A 16,965-nucleotide genomic window follows, 5' to 3' on the forward strand; every position below is an offset into this window, starting at 1 on the left:
ATGAATTCGATCGGCAAACAAGTATTAAATGCTCTCAAAGGGGAGATCAATGAGATTGACTATCAGCGCTACATTAAACAGCTCACCTATGATGAAACGGAATCCAAAAGCAATCTCGCTATTTTTCGTGCCCCAAACGCGCTCATCGCAAACTGGGTACGTACCAAATTTGCCGATAAGATAGCTCATCTTTTCGAAATCAAAACCAATATCAAACCGACCGTTACGATTTTGCTCCAATCTTCGTCAGCACCCTCATCAACTCAAAGTACAACCGTTCCTCAAAACGTGGAACGTCCCAGCGGTTCATTACTCAATCCATCTTATACTTTTCAAAACTTTGTCGTCGGAGATTCCAATAATTTTGCCTTTATTGCCGCTAAAAATGTAAGTGAAAAACCGGGAATTGTTTATAACCCTCTCTTTATTTACGGCGGGGTCGGATTGGGGAAAACCCACTTGATGCAATCGGTCGGTAATGTAATGCTCGCGCAGGGAAAAACCGTTATTTATACCTCGGTAGAACAGTTTCTTAATGATTTTACCCGCCATCTCAGCAACCGAACAATGGATCGCTTCAAAGATAAATACCGCAAATGCGATTTGCTCTTGATCGATGATATCCAGTTTCTCAGCAATAAAAATCAGATTCAAGAGGAATTTTTTCACACGTTTGATGCACTGCGCAATGAAAACAAGCAAATCATTATCACCTCCGATAAACCTCCTAAAAAAATCGGAGGACTCGAAGAGCGTCTCAAAAGCCGTTTTGAATCGGGTTTAGTTGCCGATATTCAGCCTCCTGAACTCGAAACGAAAATCGAAATTATCAAGAAAAAATGTGAAATCAACCGCGTAAAACTTGATCGTGAAGTGATTAACTACGTCGCCACCATCATCGAAAACAACACACGTGAAATCGAAGGCATCCTCTCCAAACTCAATGCCTATTCACAACTGATGGGAGTTGATATCACCATCGAATTTGCCCGCAACGTTCTTAAAGAACAAATGGCCGAAAAACGGAGCAATATCACCATCGATCTTATTATGGAAATTGTTGCTAAAGAGCTTAACATTAAACCAAGTGAAATCCGTTCCAAAAGCCGTAACAGTAACATCGTTTATGCCCGCCGTATCGCTATTTATCTCTCACGTTCACTTACACCCAATTCAATGCCTCAATTGGCTCAATATTTCGGGATGAAAGATCACACCGCTGTCAGTCATACGATGAAAAAAATCCAAGAACTCATGAAAAATGATGAAGATTTTCGGGTCAAAGTCGAAGAGTTGTCTAATAAAGTATCCATCGCAACACCTGAATAATCTTTTTGTGTTTGTAAAGCCCTTTTAAAAAAGCTATAATTCGTACACAAGTGAATAGATGTGAATGAAAGCAAATCGTTTCATCACATTCAAAACTCAAGAGAGATGGGAGTTTATGGGCTGTTTTCACCCATTCACACCCCCTTATTACTAACTATTACAATTAATGCTTATAAATAATAATAGGAGTCGTTTATGAAAATCACCGTTGATAAGTCGGTTTTAGAAAATATCCTTCTACACCTTCAACCTTTTTTAGAAAAAAAAGATACATCACAAATCACTTCTCATATACTTCTCTCTACCGATGGTAGAACCCTAACAGCCAAAGCAACCGATTATGAAATCGGACTCTCTATTCACACTAACTCTGTAAGTGTAGAAGAACCCGGTTCACTCACCGCAAACGGTAAAAAACTTTTGGATATTATCCGTATACTAAAAGATGAAGAAGTTGAACTGACTTTGGATAAAGATACCCTTCATATTCGACAAAAACGGTCAAACTTTAAACTCCCTACTTACAAAAGTTCAGAATTTCCTTCTTTTCCAACAACCGATGGAAAACCTAATATCGTTATTAACTCTCACGTATTAATTGAATCGTTGAAAAAAATCACCCCAGCAGCCGACACCAATAATCCTAAGTTTGAACTCAACGGTGCATTGATCGATATTAAAAGCAATCAAATCAATTTTGTTGCTACCGATACCCGTCGTCTTGCACTGGTTCATATTGACAGCCAAAACGATGCTGAACTCTCTATCATTGTCCCTAAAAAAGCGATTATAGAAATTCAAAAACTCTTTTCGGATAACATCGAGATTTATTACGACAATACACACCTGATTATCAAATCCGAGGACTCTTTGTTTTATACCAAACTGATCAACGGTAAATTCCCTGATTACAGCCGTATTATTCCAAGAGAGGCTCAACGCTCCATTATCTTGCCTAAAAGCGCTATAGTGACCGCTATTAAGCAAATAACGACTATTTCCAATGATCTTAAACTCACTTTCCAAAGCGATGCTATTTTGTTTGAGAGTTTAAGTGATGACAACATCGAAGCAAAAACAGCCGTTGAAATCGAAAATGGATTTGATACTCCATTTATTCTCGCAATCAACAGCCGCTATATTTTGGATTTCTTATCTCAAGTCAATACAACTGAATTTACCCTCGAAGCCAATGAATCGAATCAGCCGTTTGTTCTCAAAGATGCAAATTTTAAAACGATTGTTATGCCGATCGTTATCTAAAAAATACCTCGTCATTCCGTGCTACGACACGGAATCTAAAATATAATATAGATCCCGTATCAAGTACGGGATGACAATCCTTCTTTCTTCTAATTCTTTATAAAACCTTCTTTTTAGTTTATCTTCGCTAAAATAAAGCATTAAACACGCTTAAAAGCTGGAGAAACTATGGAAAATTACGGTGCTAGTAATATTAAAGTCCTAAAAGGTCTCGAAGCCGTTCGAAAACGACCGGGTATGTACATCGGCGATACCGGTCATCGCGGGCTTCACCATCTCATCTACGAAGTCGTTGACAACTCGATCGATGAAGCGATGGCAGGGCATTGTGATACGATCACTGTAACCCTAACGAAAACCGGTACAGCAATGGTTAGCGATAACGGTCGCGGTATTCCGACGGATATTCATCCGGGTGAGGGGATATCTGCGGCTACGGTTGTTTTGACCGTATTGCACGCCGGAGGAAAATTTGATAAAGATACCTACAAAGTCTCGGGCGGTTTGCACGGGGTAGGGGTATCGGTTGTAAATGCCCTTAGTTCTGATTTGAAAATGACCATTTTCCGTGAAGGTCAAAGCTTTGAACAAAATTTCAAATGCGGTATCCCTCAAGAGCCGTTAGCCGTAACGGGGACAACACGTAAACGTGGAACAACCATCGAGTTTTTTCCGGATCCTTCAATCTTTACCGAAACTATTATTTTCGATTACGACTATTTGGCAAAACGTTTCCGTGAACTCGCCTACCTCAATCCTCGTATTACAATTGTTTTCAAAGATGATCGTAACGGTGCGAGTAATACCTATCACTACGAGGGCGGTATCAGCCAATTTGTTACCGATGTCAATAAAAAAGTGGTGGTTGCTGCTCCGTTTGCATTCAGTGAAAAAATCGAAGATATCGAGATGGATATTGCCATCATGTATAACGACAGTTACGACGAAAAAATGTTTACGTTCGTCAATAACATCAATACCCCTAACGGCGGTACACACGAAGCCGGATTCCGTGCCGGATTGACCCGTGTTATCTCTAACTACAACAAACAAAACGGTAATGCCAAAGAGAAAGATATCCCTTTATCGGGAGAAGATGTTTCTGAGGGTCTAATTTGTGTTGTATCGGTACGTGTACCGGAACCGCAGTTCGAAGGTCAAACCAAAGGGAAACTCGGAAATACCTACGTTCGCCCATTGGTTCAAAAAGTAACTTATGAGAAACTGACCAAATATTTCGAAGAGAATCCGATCCAAGCCAAAGCAATCATCCAAAAAGCGCTAATGGCGGCGCGCGGACGTGAAGCGGCGAAAAAAGCGCGTGAGCTTACTCGTCGTAAAGACGCGATGACAGTGGGAACATTGCCGGGTAAACTCGCAGACTGCCAAAGCAAAGACCCTGCAATCAGTGAACTCTATCTGGTGGAAGGGGACTCTGCGGGCGGTTCGGCAAAACAGGGGCGTGACCGTGTTTTCCAAGCGATTTTGCCGCTGAAGGGTAAAATTCTCAACGTCGAAAAAGCCCGTTTGGACAAAATTCTCAAATCTGAAGAGATCACCAATATGATTACCGCACTCGGTTGCGGAATCGGTGAAGAGTTTAACGAAGACAAACTCCGTTACCATAAGATCATTATCATGACCGATGCTGACGTCGACGGTAGCCATATTCAAACACTGTTATTGACGTTCTTTTTCCGATATTTACCAAAAATTGTGGAAAACGGCTATCTTTATTTGGCACAACCGCCATTGTATCGCTACAAAAAAGGGAAAAAAGAGATTTACTTTAAAGACGATCGCGTTATGAATGCCTTTTTGATCGAAAACGGTATCGAAGCGCTGGAAGCGGAAGAGTTAAATGTCGGGGTGAATGATCTTGTATCGTTCTTTAAAATGGTCGATCATTACCGTAGTACTCTCGATGCATTGGAACGCCGTTATGCGCTTGTTGATTTGATTCGTTATTTCATTGAAAATCCGGATTTGATTGCATCGTCTCTTAGTGATCTTTATACCCACGTTGAAACCTTCTTGAATTCTAAAGGCTATAATATCCTCTCTAAAAGCGTCAATGACGATGATATGCACCTATTTGTCCAAACCAAAGAGGGACTTGAAGAACTTCACGTCAACGATGATCTGTTTGCATCGCCGCATTTTGCCGAAGCAAACTATATCTACCAAAAAATCCAAGATTGGAATTTGCCTCTCAAGGGAGATTTACTCGAATTGTTGACCCAAATTACCGATTATGCGAAGAAGGGTTCATACATTCAACGCTACAAAGGTCTCGGGGAAATGAATCCTGAACAGCTTTGGGAAACAACAATGACACCGGAAAACCGTGTATTGCTACGCATTACGGTTGAAGATTCTGAATCTGCCGGTGAGTCGTTTAATCTCTTTATGGGTGATGATGTCGAACCGCGCCGTAACTACATCGAAACACACGCTAAAGACGTGAAACACTTGGATATATAAGAATAGAATGATGTGGAATAAAATAAGTGCGGTTTACTGCACGTGGGCACTCTGCCAAAGAGAACCTAGTGTTAACGTAGCGAAGGGGAGCTTTGCTCCCGTAGCGTTTTAAATTATGACTTACACTGAGCAAAAAGAGAGGGAACACCGTTTCGCATTAGCTTTGCGGATGGGGTTGCCGATCTTTTCTCTCAGTACCATAACCCTTTTTGCACTATTAACACGAAACTACACCACTGTTTCTTCTTTAATCATTTTATCAATTGCGTTATTGGGGATAATGGTCTATTTTATTTTCTATTTGATTTATCAAAGTACCAATGAAAATATTACCGATACGATTACCCATACTTTTACCCCGGAATATTTTTTTCGGCTGTTTAAAAAATCAATTTCCAAAAAAACACAAACCCTTGTTTTAATCAGTGTTGAAAATTTATGGTCGATCAATGAACGGTACGGGGTTAAAAACGGCGATAAGTCATTGCAAAATACCGTCATAAAACTGGACGATTTCTTTCGTGATAAGAGAATCGAAAAACTTCCGATATGCCGTTATAAGGGCGGTGATTTTTTAGTTTTTTTACCGGGCGAAAAAGAGCAATATGTTCCTCTTATCGAACTTCTTTTGAGCAAGTATCAAAATTATATTAATGATGACATTGAGATACGGCTTGAAGCGGTGATGATCGATTCACGGCTCTCCGATGATATCGAGTTGTTAGTAAGCCGTTTGTATGAACTGCATCATGATCGGGTCAGTTCGGAAAAAGAGGACATTTATTCGATTAACGAACTTGAAAATGAGATCATACAAGCCGTTGAAAAAAGACGCTTTTCGATCGGATTTTGGCCGGTATGCTGTGATGAATATGCCGTGTTTGATACAACCGTTAAACTGATTGATACCGAAGGACGCTTTATCCACCAAAGCCGTTATATCCCCGTATTGAACCGTTTGAATAAGATGCGTCATTTCGAGAGCGATGTATTGGAAAAAATCGGTTCTTTGTGCGATGATCAGAAACGAAACTTTGTGGTAACGATTTCTTCCGTTACCTTACGTAATCCTCACTTTTTTGAGCATGCACTCACCCTGTTTGAACGTTATCCGCAGGCTCGATATAAAATAACGTTGATGTTTGAAGAGAAAGAATATTGCCATCAGTTGGAGCGTTTTGCCCATCAAATTGCCCATTATCGAAAAGCGGGATATAAAATCGCACTCGATCGTTTAGGGGGACATCACACGACCCTTTTGTATCTCAAAGAGCTTGAAGTCGATATCGTCCGTTTTGATCCTCTTTATACCCGCCATATCAAAGAAGCGGGATACCAAAACATCATTCAGGGGCTTAACCTGAGTGCTCACTTGTGCGGAGCTAAAACCTGGGTATCGATGATCGAAGATGAATATACCTATAATCTCGTTCAGTCACTAAAAATCAACTATCGGCAGGGAAATTATCTGGGTAGAATTTTAACACCGGAACAGTTATAAAACTGTCGATATTTAAAATAAAAGTAATAAGGAAAAATATGAAATACGGAGAACAAATCGTCGAAAATTTCGATATCGAAAAAGATTTTGAAATTTGGCCGAATCAACATGAACGCGATTATGTAATCAAAGTAACCCTGCCGGAGTTTACCTGCCTTTGTCCTCGCAGCGGATACCCCGATTTCGCAACGATTTATGTCGAATATACGCCGGATAAATGGGTAGCTGAACTCAAAGCCATCAAACTGTACATTAATTCGTTCAGAAACCGCCATATTTCTCACGAAAACAGTGCAAACGAGATCTATAGCACTTTCGAGTCAAAAATCGCTCCTAAGCGTTTAAAAGTGGTTGCAGACTATTTTCCTCGAGGAAATGTACATACGGTCGTTGAGATCGACAGCGAAAAGATGGAACGCTCACGTTAGAAACGGTGGAGTTTTCTCCCGCATCCGGAAGATGTGCGTGGCATCAGTTAAAACTTATAGGTATAGGTGAGATTGGCGCTGCGTCCCCAATGATGGGGGATGGTATTGGTTCCATTGGTGTAGTTGAGATTGGGACTGTACACATCTTCATCCAAAAGATTGTCCAAATAGAGTGACAATAAGGAGTGGCCCCGTTTTCCTATCCCCCACGTTTGAGCCGTATCGACCGATACGTTGGCGGTTAAAAGATTATAAGCATCCGGCTCAGGATTAAGCGCTGAATTTGCTATGCTTTGATCGTTTGAGCTGCCGATATAACTGTTAAATACCGCGATATTCATCCCATGAAATCCGCTATAAGAACCGCCCAGCTTAGCCATCATATTGGGGGCAAACGTGGTGTCTTTTACTCCGCTGTTTGTTTTGTTGATCTGATAGCTGAAATTGCCGAGGATGTTGAAATCCTCATTTACTTCTACACGCCCCTCCATCTCTATCCCCTGAAAATGGACATTTCCCTGATTAGCAAATGTTGTCGGCGTTCCCGAAACCCTTACAATCAAATTATCAAGTACCGTATCATACAGGGCAATCGCATAGTATTGTTTCGGCGTTTGATAAATGAGCTGAGCGTCATACGTTGCCACTTTTTCGGGATTCAGTAAGGGATTTCCTCTCAATGTCGGCGCATTGATTTTTGCTTCTTGGAGGTTTGGGGAACGGTACGCTTCACTGTAGAGGAGTTTGAGCCACCAGTTATTTCCGAATCCCTGAATGAATCCGGCTCTCTTGGAGAGATCGGTTTGGGTATCCTCGGGTTTGTTTAACTGAATTCCGGCGATGATTTTTTGTTTCGGAGAGAGCATATAGTCGATTTGAGTATAGGCACTTTTACTGTTCATTTCAGAATAAGGGAACCCGCTCTTGAACTCGGTTTCGTAATTTGAAGAGTTGGCGCCGAAGAGGAGATTGAGATCGGTGGCGATATTGCCGCGAACAATCATTTCCGCCATATCGTAGCGGTCTTTATAATGGTTGCGTCCGCCTGTTTCGCTGATTTGCCAATCAAACTCGCCCAAATTAACGGTATAGTTAAAAGAGGCATCCCATCCGCTCGTGATATCGTAGAGATATCCGACGTCGAGATACCCTCTTTTCTTTTCCATCGGCGATGAGGGGAGCTGAAAAGAGGAACCTCCGCTGTCCGCATCGTTATTCATTACCATTGCGTTGAGGGTGAATCCTTTGTATTTGCCGTTAATGACAAGGTTATCGCTGTTTTCACCAGAATCATAGGTTCCCGCGATGTGGTCCTTATCGAGAACTCCATTAATACTGTCGCCATTGGCGCGGATGGCATTGAGACCGATGTTAAGACTGTAATCAGCACCTCCAATCAATGTTGAGAGTTGAAGTTGAGTGCGATTAAAGCTCCCAGCCCCGATATCGATACGGGTTTCATTGATCGATTTTTGTGCGTCTTTGGTGACAATGTTGATGACCCCAGCCATCGCATTGGTGCCGTAAATAACCGATCCCGGACCTCGTATCACTTCGATATGATCGATCATCTCTAACGGAAATCCGAGATAAATATCGAAGTTAAATCCGCCGTCGGTTCCATCGTGTATCGGGCGTCCGTTAAGGAGAACCACTTCCCACCCTTCCTGATGGGCTCCGTTCATGCCGCGAATCGAGGTTTTATTATGGGGGCGCTGGTGGGAACTGAGTACCTGCATCCCGACAAGGCGATCAATGACATCGCGTAAATGTCTGGCACCGTATTGATGAATCTCTTGAGCGGAGACTACGGTAATGACTCCGGGGGCCAAGTGCTGGCTTTCATCGCGGCGCGAAGTACTGGTGACTTGAATATTGAGAAGGTCCTCCAGCGAAAGAGGGGCTAATTCGGATTGGTCATCTGCTTGGAGAAGAGAGCAAGAAAGCACTGCCGTTAAAAAGATATTTTTCATGACCAACCTTTTTGGATAATATAATCTAATAATAACATTGACATCTTAAAATTCATTAAGCCTGTAAATGTTCACCCGACACACTCTGTTCCAATGGGAGGGTGAGGGTGAATGATGCACCTTTTTGGGTCTCAGAATTCAGGATAATTTTCCCCAGCAGTTTTTGGGTGATAAGATTGTAGACGATATTAAGTCCAAGACCAGTCCCCCCGGCATTGCGTTTGGTGGTAGTAAACGGCTCGAAAGCAGTTTTTTTAATTTTTTCATCCATCCCTGCTCCGTTGTCGGCATAGGTGAGGATCAGATTGTTTTCGTCTATTTGAAAACGGATCGTGATAGTTGCATCAAGAGTTGATTCATTAAACCCGTGCAGTAAGGAATTTTGGATGAAATTGCTGATAATTTGGGCGTATACACCGGGGTAAGATTTGATAACCAGTTTAGTATCCCCTTCGATATGTACGGTTACCGGTATTTTTTTAAGTTTGTTATGGAATGTAAGGAGAATCTCTTCGAGATACTCGTACAGATTGAAGGTTTGTTTATCTTCCACGCTTTGGTCGACAGAAATACGTTTGAAACTGCGAATGAGATTGGCCGCTTGATTAACACTTTTGAGGAGCAGGTCTGCTGTTTCGTTCAATATGTTGAGTTTTTGCTCCATAAACGATTTTTTGAGGGTTCCCTCCTCTATTTGCCGCAGGAGCTGCTGAGTCTCTCTGACGATAATAGATCCCCCGGTAATTGCATTGCCCAAAGGGGTATTGACCTCATGGGCAACACCGCTGACAAGATTCCCCAGTGCGGCCATTTTCTCAGATTCTACCAGCTGAAGCTGTGCTTTTTTCAGTGTTTCAAGGGAGTCTTGAAGCTCTTGGGTTCGTGATGCCACCCTCGATTCCAAATGGGTTGTCAACGATTCGGTATCACTTAAGAGATGGTTAAAGGCATCGTACAAATAAGCAATTTCATCGTCCTTATCATGGGTGACACGAAGCGAGTAGTTGTTGTTTTGTGCTACCTCTTTGGCCGCTTCGGTTAATGTAAGTATCGGCTGGAGGATTTTTTTGCTCAACATACGTGACACCATGTAGACAAAAAGGAGTAATCCGAATGAAAAAATCGTGACCGATTTCACTAAATCCATAACAAAAGAGGTGATACGATCTGTTTTTCTCTCGATATAGAGGTAGCCTAAGAGTTGAGAATTTTGTTTAATTTCAAGTGTGGTTGAGAGTTTTTCAACATCCCATGGGAACCAGCCGGTGTTATCATAACGTGTTCCCAAAGGGAGATTGAGTTGTGGAATAGGGCGATGGTGGGGATTAAAAGAAGTGAGCGGTGTTTGGTCTGCGCTGTAGACGACAGCCAAAAGAACATGGCTGTTTTTACGGAGTGGGTTAATGTTGGTACTGATCCCCTGAACATCAAAAAATGCCAATGGAGCGGTTACCAAATCGACGACCAAATCAGCCTGCAATTGGCTTTCGTGAAGATAGGATTCTTTTTCATGGTTAATGTTGTACCACGATAGGAATATGGTTCCGAAAACAATGATGAAAAGGCTTGTAATGACCAAAGAACGGGTCATTTGCGAAGCTATGGAGGTGCAAATTACTCTCATTTTGATCCTCCGGTCGGTTCGATAACCGTGGCGAAATTGAGAAGTTTATAGCTAACGCTCAAATCGGCATTTTCCAAGTTACGCTGATTGATAAGGAATCGAAAGGAGTTGTTTTGCAAATAAAATCCGATCATCGCCCCCCGTTTCACATCGTCATCATCATCGCTGATCATCAAAACATTGTTTTTACGCAAAGTATTCAATAGGGCTTCATTCTGATGAGGCTTTGAACCGCGAAAATAGAGAATATGGCACTTTATCATCTCTTCGGAAGGGGTTCCGACCTTAAGAGGGATTACCTTGAGAGGATGGTTGTTAAAGAGGCGTGATGAGTAGCTTTTTTGCAGGGTTTGGGCAAATGAATCATCATCATAGACGCAGATCGTATAGGACTCGATCGGTTTCGGCCACTGGATAAACATGGTAAAACGCTCCAAATAAGCGGCTTTGATACTCTCTTCCGAAACGGCGAGCAACGAGGAGCCGTAGAAAAAGCAAAAAAGGGCGACGAAAAATTGTTTCATTGAACCAAGTCAGGTTTGGGTTCACCTATAAAGTACCCTTGCGCGTAATCGATCCCCATTGATTTGACGATTTCGTACACCTGAGAACTGTGGACAAATTCGGCTACGGTTTTTACCCCTATTTTATGGGTAAAAAAGAGAATCGATTCAGTCACTACCTGAGATTTCGTATTAACATCGATATCTTTGATATAGGTTCCGTCGATTTTCACAATATCAAGGTCCAAATTTCCGAGTTGGGCGAAATTCGAACATTGAACCCCAAAATCGTCCAGACACAGATGGTATCCCAGTGCAGTGAGCTCGTTGAGATGTTTTTCGGCGACCGGATTGGCTAAAATGCTGCTGTCTTCGAGAATCTCAAAATAAATTCGATCGACATCGATTCCGTATTGGGTACGTGTTTGTTCGATAAAGCGGATAAAATCGGATTCGACGAGATCCTGATCGGTGATATTAACCGAAAAATGGAGGGTATTGGTACTAAAACGTGCGCAGGCCTGTTCAAATACCCGTTGGGTTATTTGGTAGAGGAGACCGGCATATCTGGCAGTAGAGAGAAAGTGAAAGGGGGCATAGATAACCCCGTCATGTTCGAGTCGCACGAGTGCTTCATACTTGGTAATCTCTCCGCTTTTACAATCAATGATAGGTTGATAATAGGCAATCAGCTTGTCGTTATCAAGAGCGTCTTTGAGCCATTTTGTCCATTTGGTATTATCTTTGATTTGCTGGATAACAGCCAAACCGTCTGAGTAAACCTGTATCCGGTTTCGGCTCATTTTTCGTGCTTCGCGCAGCGCGATTTCAGCTTTTTGGATCATATTCCCCATGTCTCGTTCAACGACACCCATGGTAACATTGACCCGATGCTCAATGGCATTGATGAGAAAAGAGTGTTTGGTGATGGTATTTTGGATGCGCATAACCTCTTTTTGGACATCCTGAATCTCTTTATGGGCTGTTAATACGGCAAATATATCAGCTTCAAGGCGATAAACACTACATGCGGGACAGGAAGAATTGTGTAAAATTTTTCCAAACTGCAACAGCATCTGATCCCCTACATCAAACCCGTATACGTCATTGATCATACTGAACGCATCAATATTCAGCAAAATCAGCGACATAGGTTCGTCAGTATCGAGATCGTAGTTGAGCTTGACGCGATTTCCCAGTCCGGTCAGGCTGTCGGTTATAAGGGCAGCATAAATCTCATTCTTTTTATTCAGAAGCTCAATAATCTGTTTGTATTGCGAGAGGGCACTTCGGACCGTGGTGTAGAGCCGATCGGTTGTCAGCTCTGTTTTTTCTTTGTAGTCATTGATGTCATAATGATCGATGACGTACCGCTCCGGTGCCACACCGGGTTGTCCCGTTCGGATGATAATCCGTACCATCGTATTATTGAAGTTATAGCGGATGGTTTCGACAAGATCCAGACCGGCCGTTTCGCTCTCCATGACGACATCAAGCAAAATGATTGCAATATCATCATGCTTCTTTATAATTTCAGCTGCTTCAGCGGCACTGTAGGCGGAGAGAAAACGGAGCGGTTTGCGTTCATAGGTAAAATCGTGAAGGGCTAATTTTGTAAAGGAGTGAACTTCGGCATCGTCATCGACGATCATTACCGTCCAGGGTGTTTCGGATAATGCCTCTTCTTCTTCGGGGGCGAATAAAAGTTCATCATCCGACATTCTTTTTCCCTCTTTTTTTAATTCAATTTTCTTTTATTAAAATAATAGCACATTATAATACAGAATTAAAGAAAGCGGGAAAAAAATAGTCTTTCTTCACAAAGTGTACAGGTTAAAGCTCTACGATACTTAGATGATCGGGTGATTTTTTTGCTATTTTCTTCTCTTGGGCAAAAAGTCGCTGAAGATGTTCGCCGCTGAGAAGATCGGAGTTTTTTTGAATTCGGATCACAACCGCACTGACGGAGAGAAGTTTATACTCTTTACTATTGCCTTCCCGGTCTTCGGCAATGATACACCCTCTCTCGCGATCTTTAGTTTCGTAAAAATCACGGACATTGTCAATAAATTTATGAATGAGCAGTTCCACCTGAGTGCATACGGATTTAAAGGTTGTAGACTCATTTAACAATGCTCCCATAAAAAAGTCATCCCCACCTATGTGTCCTTTAAAAAATTCGGGTGAGAGGACTTTGTGCATCAGTTCGGCAAAAAGCAAGATAACACGATCCCCGTTGCGAAAACCGTAATGGTCGTTATAGGGTTTAAAATGGTCAAAATCGAAATAGACAACAATAGCTTCCTCAGGATTTTCGAGGATATTAGCGATGTATTCGTTGATTCTAAAGTTGCCCGGAAGTCTTGTCAGAGGATTTTCATCACGAGCACGGATAAGATTGCGTTCATGGATAACATCGATCATATCGCGTGCACTGAGATAGCCGATATAACGGGATGATTCGACAACTAAAACACCCGGTGCATTTTCAGAAAGGGAGAAAAGTTCTATTATGGTTTCCAATGGCATTTTGATATCAACGACGGGGATCGGTTCGATATAGGTCTCTAATACAGAGAGGTTGGAAGAGCGGTTTTGGATCAGAGAACGTCCGAAAGGGGAATAAATGACCGATTTAAGGCGATGCTCATGAATAATACCCTGAGGATGGTGCATCGAATCAACAACCGGCACCAAGAAAAGCTTATCATCTTCTTTGAGCAGATCAAGGAGCGCCTCCATCGAATCACCAATAATAATCGGTTTGAGGGATTCGAGACGTTTAAGAATAATGTTTTGATCTTCTTTGTGTCGAAGATCTCGTGTGGAAGATTCCATAATATGAGGATATTTGATCTCTATTTTGGAAGCGTCAATTGTAGGGTGTTGAACGAAATAACCTTGTACCATGTGAGCACCTATCTCTTTGCAAACGAAAAGTTCCTGATTGTTTTCCACCCCTTCAGCAATAACTCTGCATCCCATGAGAGTTGCCAGTTGAACCATATTGTGGGCCAGTAGTTTCTTTTTAGGGTCTTTGTTAATCGAACTCAAAAAAAAGCGGTCGATTTTGATAATGTTCGGCGTACAGTGATAGAGGAGTTTATACCCTGATTGGCCGATTCCGAAATCATCGATCGCAATACAAAAGCCTTCATCGCCATAGTGGTTCATCAATTTGGTAAAATGGTCTAAATTGACGATTTCGTTATGTTCGGAGAGCTCAAAAACAATACTCTTTTGATCGAGTCCGTAACGTCTGAGAATTCGGGAGGTATTTCCTTTTGAAAAGTCGGTCATCTCCAATACTCGATTATCGAGATTGTAAAAAAGTTTCAGATTCTCAAAGCCCGCAATACTGCAAAATTTTTCAATCACTTTTTCACGCAAACGAAGATCGAAGGTATAGAGGATGTTTTCTTCGTAAAGGTGATCAAAAAAAGCTTCGATCGTGACAAATCCTAAAACATCGCTTCCCCGTAAAAGGGCTTCAACACCAAAACTGATTCCGGAATGGATATCGACAATCGGTTGAAAGGCGATATCCAAGACATCAAAATAACGTTCGTAAAAGGGGTGTAGAGGTTCCATTCGACAAGTATAGAATTTAAGGATTTCAAATCGGTTACAAATAGGTTCCATGGATGGTTTGAACGGTAATTTCACGGTAATCAGAATGATTTATAGTACGTAAAAATCTCTATTCAGGATTAAAAATGAAAAAAATGTTTTTACTCATACCTGTGGGTTTGATCGCTGTGGGCGGTTTTATGTTATTGAGCTCGCAAAGCAGTGCGCAACAAAGCATTCCAAAAGCGATGGAGGTAACGTCAAAAACGCCGGAACAGTTGTTTTCGTTAAGTCAAAACTCATTGAGTCTCATTTTACGGCATGGAGATAATAAAGCAATTTCTACTCTTGAATCATCTACGGAAGAATTAGAAAAAGTATTGCCGAAATACGAAAAACAAGGGCTTAATATCGATAAGCTTGAGAGATTGATAGTGACGTATAAAGAGGACAGCAGGGTTCTGAGCCAAACAGCGCGACCGTTATCGGACAAACTTCACGTGTACGATACATATGAAGAAGAGAATGAAGAAAAATTTTTCATTGCAATCAAACAAATCGGCCTTTATGAGCTTAAAACCGATTACAATAAACTGTGCCGAATACGGCTTGATTATCTTAAAGAACCCTCAGCCGAGTTAGAAGAAAAATATCGATTGGGTGCAAAGGCTTTGACGCAGATGATCCAAGAGTTGTATCTTGATGATGCGATTGAAGACCCTTTGTATGCTTACATTGATAATCATAAAAACTATTTTGAGACGGTAAGCAAAAATTATCAACAAGCGGGAATGGAGCGCGTCCATCGAGTGCGTCAAAACAGCTACGCGATTAAAACCGAACTTCAGATGCTCCCTTCCCTTTAGAGGGTTGCAGATTGTCTCCGGCGCGTAATCTCCTTTTCCTCTGATCTATTTTCGTAATCGTGGTGCTGTAAATAAATTAACGGGATTGTTGTTGAATGTGTTCTATTTCTCGCACTATTTTGAAAAGATCATAGGGGGATAGTTCATTGGGTTTGAACTTTTGTATCGGCTGCAGGGCAGTGATATAGTGCTCAAAACACGATTTTCGGCTTCGCTGCATCAGTTTTTGGGCATACCCTAAATCATCCGCATTGCTTTTGGAGCAAAACCACCGTTTGCTATCATGCAATCCCAAACGAAATACTTGCGAAAAGATAATTCCCATCCAATCATACGTCGTCCCATTTTTTTTGATTTGCCGTCGTTCTAGCCGTTCAACAATCTCTGTGGGTAAAACGATTCGACACATCTCCCAATCGTTTTGGGATATCTCTAGGGCATCGAGCCGAGATATCAGACTGGAGCGATCATTGGAGTGATAAAAACCGTCGCTTCGACCAAACTCAGAGTGCGAATAGGGACTTTTTGTCCACATTCTCACAAGCTGATCCCTAAAATTCCCCGGACCTTTGTAAAAGACGATATTAATGGTTTTGGTCGTGTTCATAAATCTCAAATCTTCCATCATAATGTTCGACGATAGCGGTGCAGGATTCAACCCAATCGCCACAGTTGAGATATTCTATGTTGTTGATAAGACGCATCTCGGCGTGATGGATATGCCCGCAGATAACCCCGTCATAACCGCCATCATCGGCGTGAGACGAAAGTATCTCCTCATAATCGGTTATAAAGCTCACCGCTTGTTTGACACTTTGTTTGGCCATTTTTGAAAGGGACCAATAGTGGTATTTTCCGAACCATCGGCGTATGGTATTGATCGGGCGATTCAGACGAAGCATAAAGAGGTAGCAGCGATCTCCTAGATGGGCAACCCATTTTTTGGTCATCGTTACGGCATCAAACATATCCCCATGCACTACAAGATAGCGTTTCCCGTTGAGAGCGAAATGTACTTTTTCGTGGGTGATCGTGATATTATCCCCCATCACCATCGGCAAAAATGAGCGTAAGAACTCATCATGATTGCCGATGATGTAGTGGACTTTGGTCCCTTTTCGGGCTTTGCGGAGGATTTTTTGGAGGACATCGGATTGTGCTTGGCTCCATCGCCAGTTGCGGCGCAGTTCCCATCCGTCGATGATGTCGCCGACGAGATAGAGGTTTTCACATTCGATATTTCGGATAAACTCTAAAAGTCGATCCGATTGTGCGTCGCGTGTTCCGAGATGGAGATCCGAGATAAAAACGCTTCGATAGTGCAATTCATTCATAAGAGAAAGTGTAAAGAAGGAGAATTACCCAAAAGATACAGAGGAATTACTAAAAGATTACAGGAGAAGATGAAGAGAGGAAAAGGTGGA

The 16,965-nt window shown here is 42.0% G+C and carries 13 protein-coding genes; 6 read left to right on the plus strand and 7 right to left on the minus strand.

The genetic code is table 11. The annotated features are described in order from the left end of the window. The 5 genes from dnaA to queF all read left to right on the plus strand — a co-directional run bounded on the left by dnaA (window position 1) and on the right by queF (window position 7,005). Window positions 1-1,329: a chromosomal replication initiator protein DnaA gene (dnaA, locus tag B649_RS00005; protein ID WP_015652444.1), complete on the plus strand. Its 1,329-nt coding sequence runs from the start codon at window positions 1-3 to the stop codon at window positions 1,327-1,329. A gap of 195 nt (window positions 1,330-1,524) precedes the next feature. Then, window positions 1,525-2,592 carry a DNA polymerase III subunit beta gene (gene dnaN / locus B649_RS00010; RefSeq protein ID WP_015652445.1) on the plus strand — a complete coding sequence of 356 codons (1,068 nt, stop codon included), beginning with the start codon at window positions 1,525-1,527 and terminating at the stop codon, window positions 2,590-2,592. Window positions 2,593-2,760: 168 nt separating this feature from the next. Further along, window positions 2,761-5,076 carry a DNA topoisomerase (ATP-hydrolyzing) subunit B gene (gene gyrB / locus B649_RS00015; RefSeq protein ID WP_015652446.1) on the plus strand — a complete coding sequence of 772 codons (2,316 nt, stop codon included), beginning with the start codon at window positions 2,761-2,763 and terminating at the stop codon, window positions 5,074-5,076. Window positions 5,077-5,191: 115 nt separating this feature from the next. After that, on the plus strand, window positions 5,192-6,577 hold the full coding sequence (locus B649_RS00020) for an EAL domain-containing protein (RefSeq protein ID WP_015652447.1): 1,386 nt from the start codon (window positions 5,192-5,194) through the stop codon (window positions 6,575-6,577). 38 nt (window positions 6,578-6,615) lie between these two features. Beyond that, window positions 6,616-7,005 carry a preQ(1) synthase gene (gene queF, locus B649_RS00025; protein ID WP_015652448.1) on the plus strand — a complete coding sequence of 130 codons (390 nt, stop codon included), beginning with the start codon at window positions 6,616-6,618 and terminating at the stop codon, window positions 7,003-7,005. A 47-nt stretch (window positions 7,006-7,052) separates the two neighbouring features. Here the strand turns inward: queF and B649_RS00030 are convergent, their stop codons facing one another. The 5 genes from B649_RS00030 to B649_RS00050 all read right to left on the minus strand — a co-directional run bounded on the left by B649_RS00030 (window position 7,053) and on the right by B649_RS00050 (window position 14,696). After that, window positions 7,053-8,978 (minus strand): TonB-dependent receptor, encoded by a 1,926-nt coding sequence (locus tag B649_RS00030; RefSeq protein WP_015652449.1) that lies wholly within the window; start codon window positions 8,976-8,978, stop codon window positions 7,053-7,055. Window positions 8,979-9,033: 55 nt separating this feature from the next. Then, on the minus strand, window positions 9,034-10,602 hold the full coding sequence (locus B649_RS11995) for an ATP-binding protein (RefSeq protein ID WP_015652450.1): 1,569 nt from the start codon (window positions 10,600-10,602) through the stop codon (window positions 9,034-9,036). Beyond that, a complete protein-coding gene (locus B649_RS00040; RefSeq protein WP_015652451.1) occupies window positions 10,599-11,126 on the minus strand; it encodes a YfiR family protein in 528 nt (175 codons plus the stop codon). Before B649_RS00040 ends, B649_RS11995 begins: the two co-directional genes overlap by 4 nt. After that, entirely contained in the window at window positions 11,123-12,826 is a 1,704-nt protein-coding gene (locus B649_RS00045) for an EAL domain-containing protein (RefSeq protein WP_015652452.1), read from the minus strand. The genes B649_RS00040 and B649_RS00045 overlap by 4 nt, the downstream gene beginning before the upstream one ends. Before the next feature lie 112 nt (window positions 12,827-12,938). Next, window positions 12,939-14,696: a GGDEF domain-containing protein gene (locus tag B649_RS00050; RefSeq protein ID WP_015652453.1), complete on the minus strand. Its 1,758-nt coding sequence runs from the start codon at window positions 14,694-14,696 to the stop codon at window positions 12,939-12,941. Between the two features lie 125 nt (window positions 14,697-14,821). Between B649_RS00050 and B649_RS00055 the strand changes: the two genes are divergently transcribed. Next, window positions 14,822-15,541 carry a hypothetical protein gene (locus B649_RS00055; RefSeq protein ID WP_015652454.1) on the plus strand — a complete coding sequence of 240 codons (720 nt, stop codon included), beginning with the start codon at window positions 14,822-14,824 and terminating at the stop codon, window positions 15,539-15,541. 76 nt (window positions 15,542-15,617) lie between these two features. On the opposite strand, the gene B649_RS00060 is transcribed toward B649_RS00055, so the two are convergent. Together B649_RS00060 and B649_RS00065 are read right to left on the minus strand one after the other, a co-directional pair. After that, window positions 15,618-16,148 (minus strand): hypothetical protein, encoded by a 531-nt coding sequence (locus B649_RS00060; protein ID WP_015652455.1) that lies wholly within the window; start codon window positions 16,146-16,148, stop codon window positions 15,618-15,620. Then, entirely contained in the window at window positions 16,126-16,875 is a 750-nt protein-coding gene (locus tag B649_RS00065) for a UDP-2,3-diacylglucosamine diphosphatase (RefSeq protein WP_041192353.1), read from the minus strand. Before B649_RS00065 ends, B649_RS00060 begins: the two co-directional genes overlap by 23 nt. Between the last annotated feature and the right edge of the window lie 90 nt (window positions 16,876-16,965).

This window comes from Candidatus Sulfuricurvum sp. RIFRC-1 (genome assembly GCF_000310245.1).
GTDB lineage: Bacteria > Campylobacterota > Campylobacteria > Campylobacterales > Sulfurimonadaceae > Sulfuricurvum.

Bases quoted from the DNA above. Each gene is read 5' to 3' on its own strand.
- gyrB (WP_015652446.1), top strand. From the start codon at position 2,761: ATGGAAAATTACGGTGCTAGTAATATTAAAGTCCTAAAAGGTCTCGAA.
- dnaN (WP_015652445.1), top strand. From the start codon at position 1,525: ATGAAAATCACCGTTGATAAGTCGGTTTTAGAAAATATCCTTCTACAC.
- B649_RS00030 (WP_015652449.1), bottom strand. From the start codon at position 8,978: ATGAAAAATATCTTTTTAACGGCAGTGCTTTCTTGCTCTCTTCTCCAA.
- B649_RS00045 (WP_015652452.1), bottom strand. From the start codon at position 12,826: ATGTCGGATGATGAACTTTTATTCGCCCCCGAAGAAGAAGAGGCATTA.
- B649_RS11995 (WP_015652450.1), bottom strand. From the start codon at position 10,602: ATGAGAGTAATTTGCACCTCCATAGCTTCGCAAATGACCCGTTCTTTG.
- B649_RS00050 (WP_015652453.1), bottom strand. From the start codon at position 14,696: ATGGAACCTCTACACCCCTTTTACGAACGTTATTTTGATGTCTTGGAT.
- dnaA (WP_015652444.1), top strand. From the start codon at position 1: ATGAATTCGATCGGCAAACAAGTATTAAATGCTCTCAAAGGGGAGATC.
- B649_RS00020 (WP_015652447.1), top strand. From the start codon at position 5,192: ATGACTTACACTGAGCAAAAAGAGAGGGAACACCGTTTCGCATTAGCT.
- queF (WP_015652448.1), top strand. From the start codon at position 6,616: ATGAAATACGGAGAACAAATCGTCGAAAATTTCGATATCGAAAAAGAT.
- B649_RS00055 (WP_015652454.1), top strand. From the start codon at position 14,822: ATGAAAAAAATGTTTTTACTCATACCTGTGGGTTTGATCGCTGTGGGC.
- B649_RS00065 (WP_041192353.1), bottom strand. From the start codon at position 16,875: ATGAATGAATTGCACTATCGAAGCGTTTTTATCTCGGATCTCCATCTC.
- B649_RS00040 (WP_015652451.1), bottom strand. From the start codon at position 11,126: ATGAAACAATTTTTCGTCGCCCTTTTTTGCTTTTTCTACGGCTCCTCG.
- B649_RS00060 (WP_015652455.1), bottom strand. From the start codon at position 16,148: ATGAACACGACCAAAACCATTAATATCGTCTTTTACAAAGGTCCGGGG.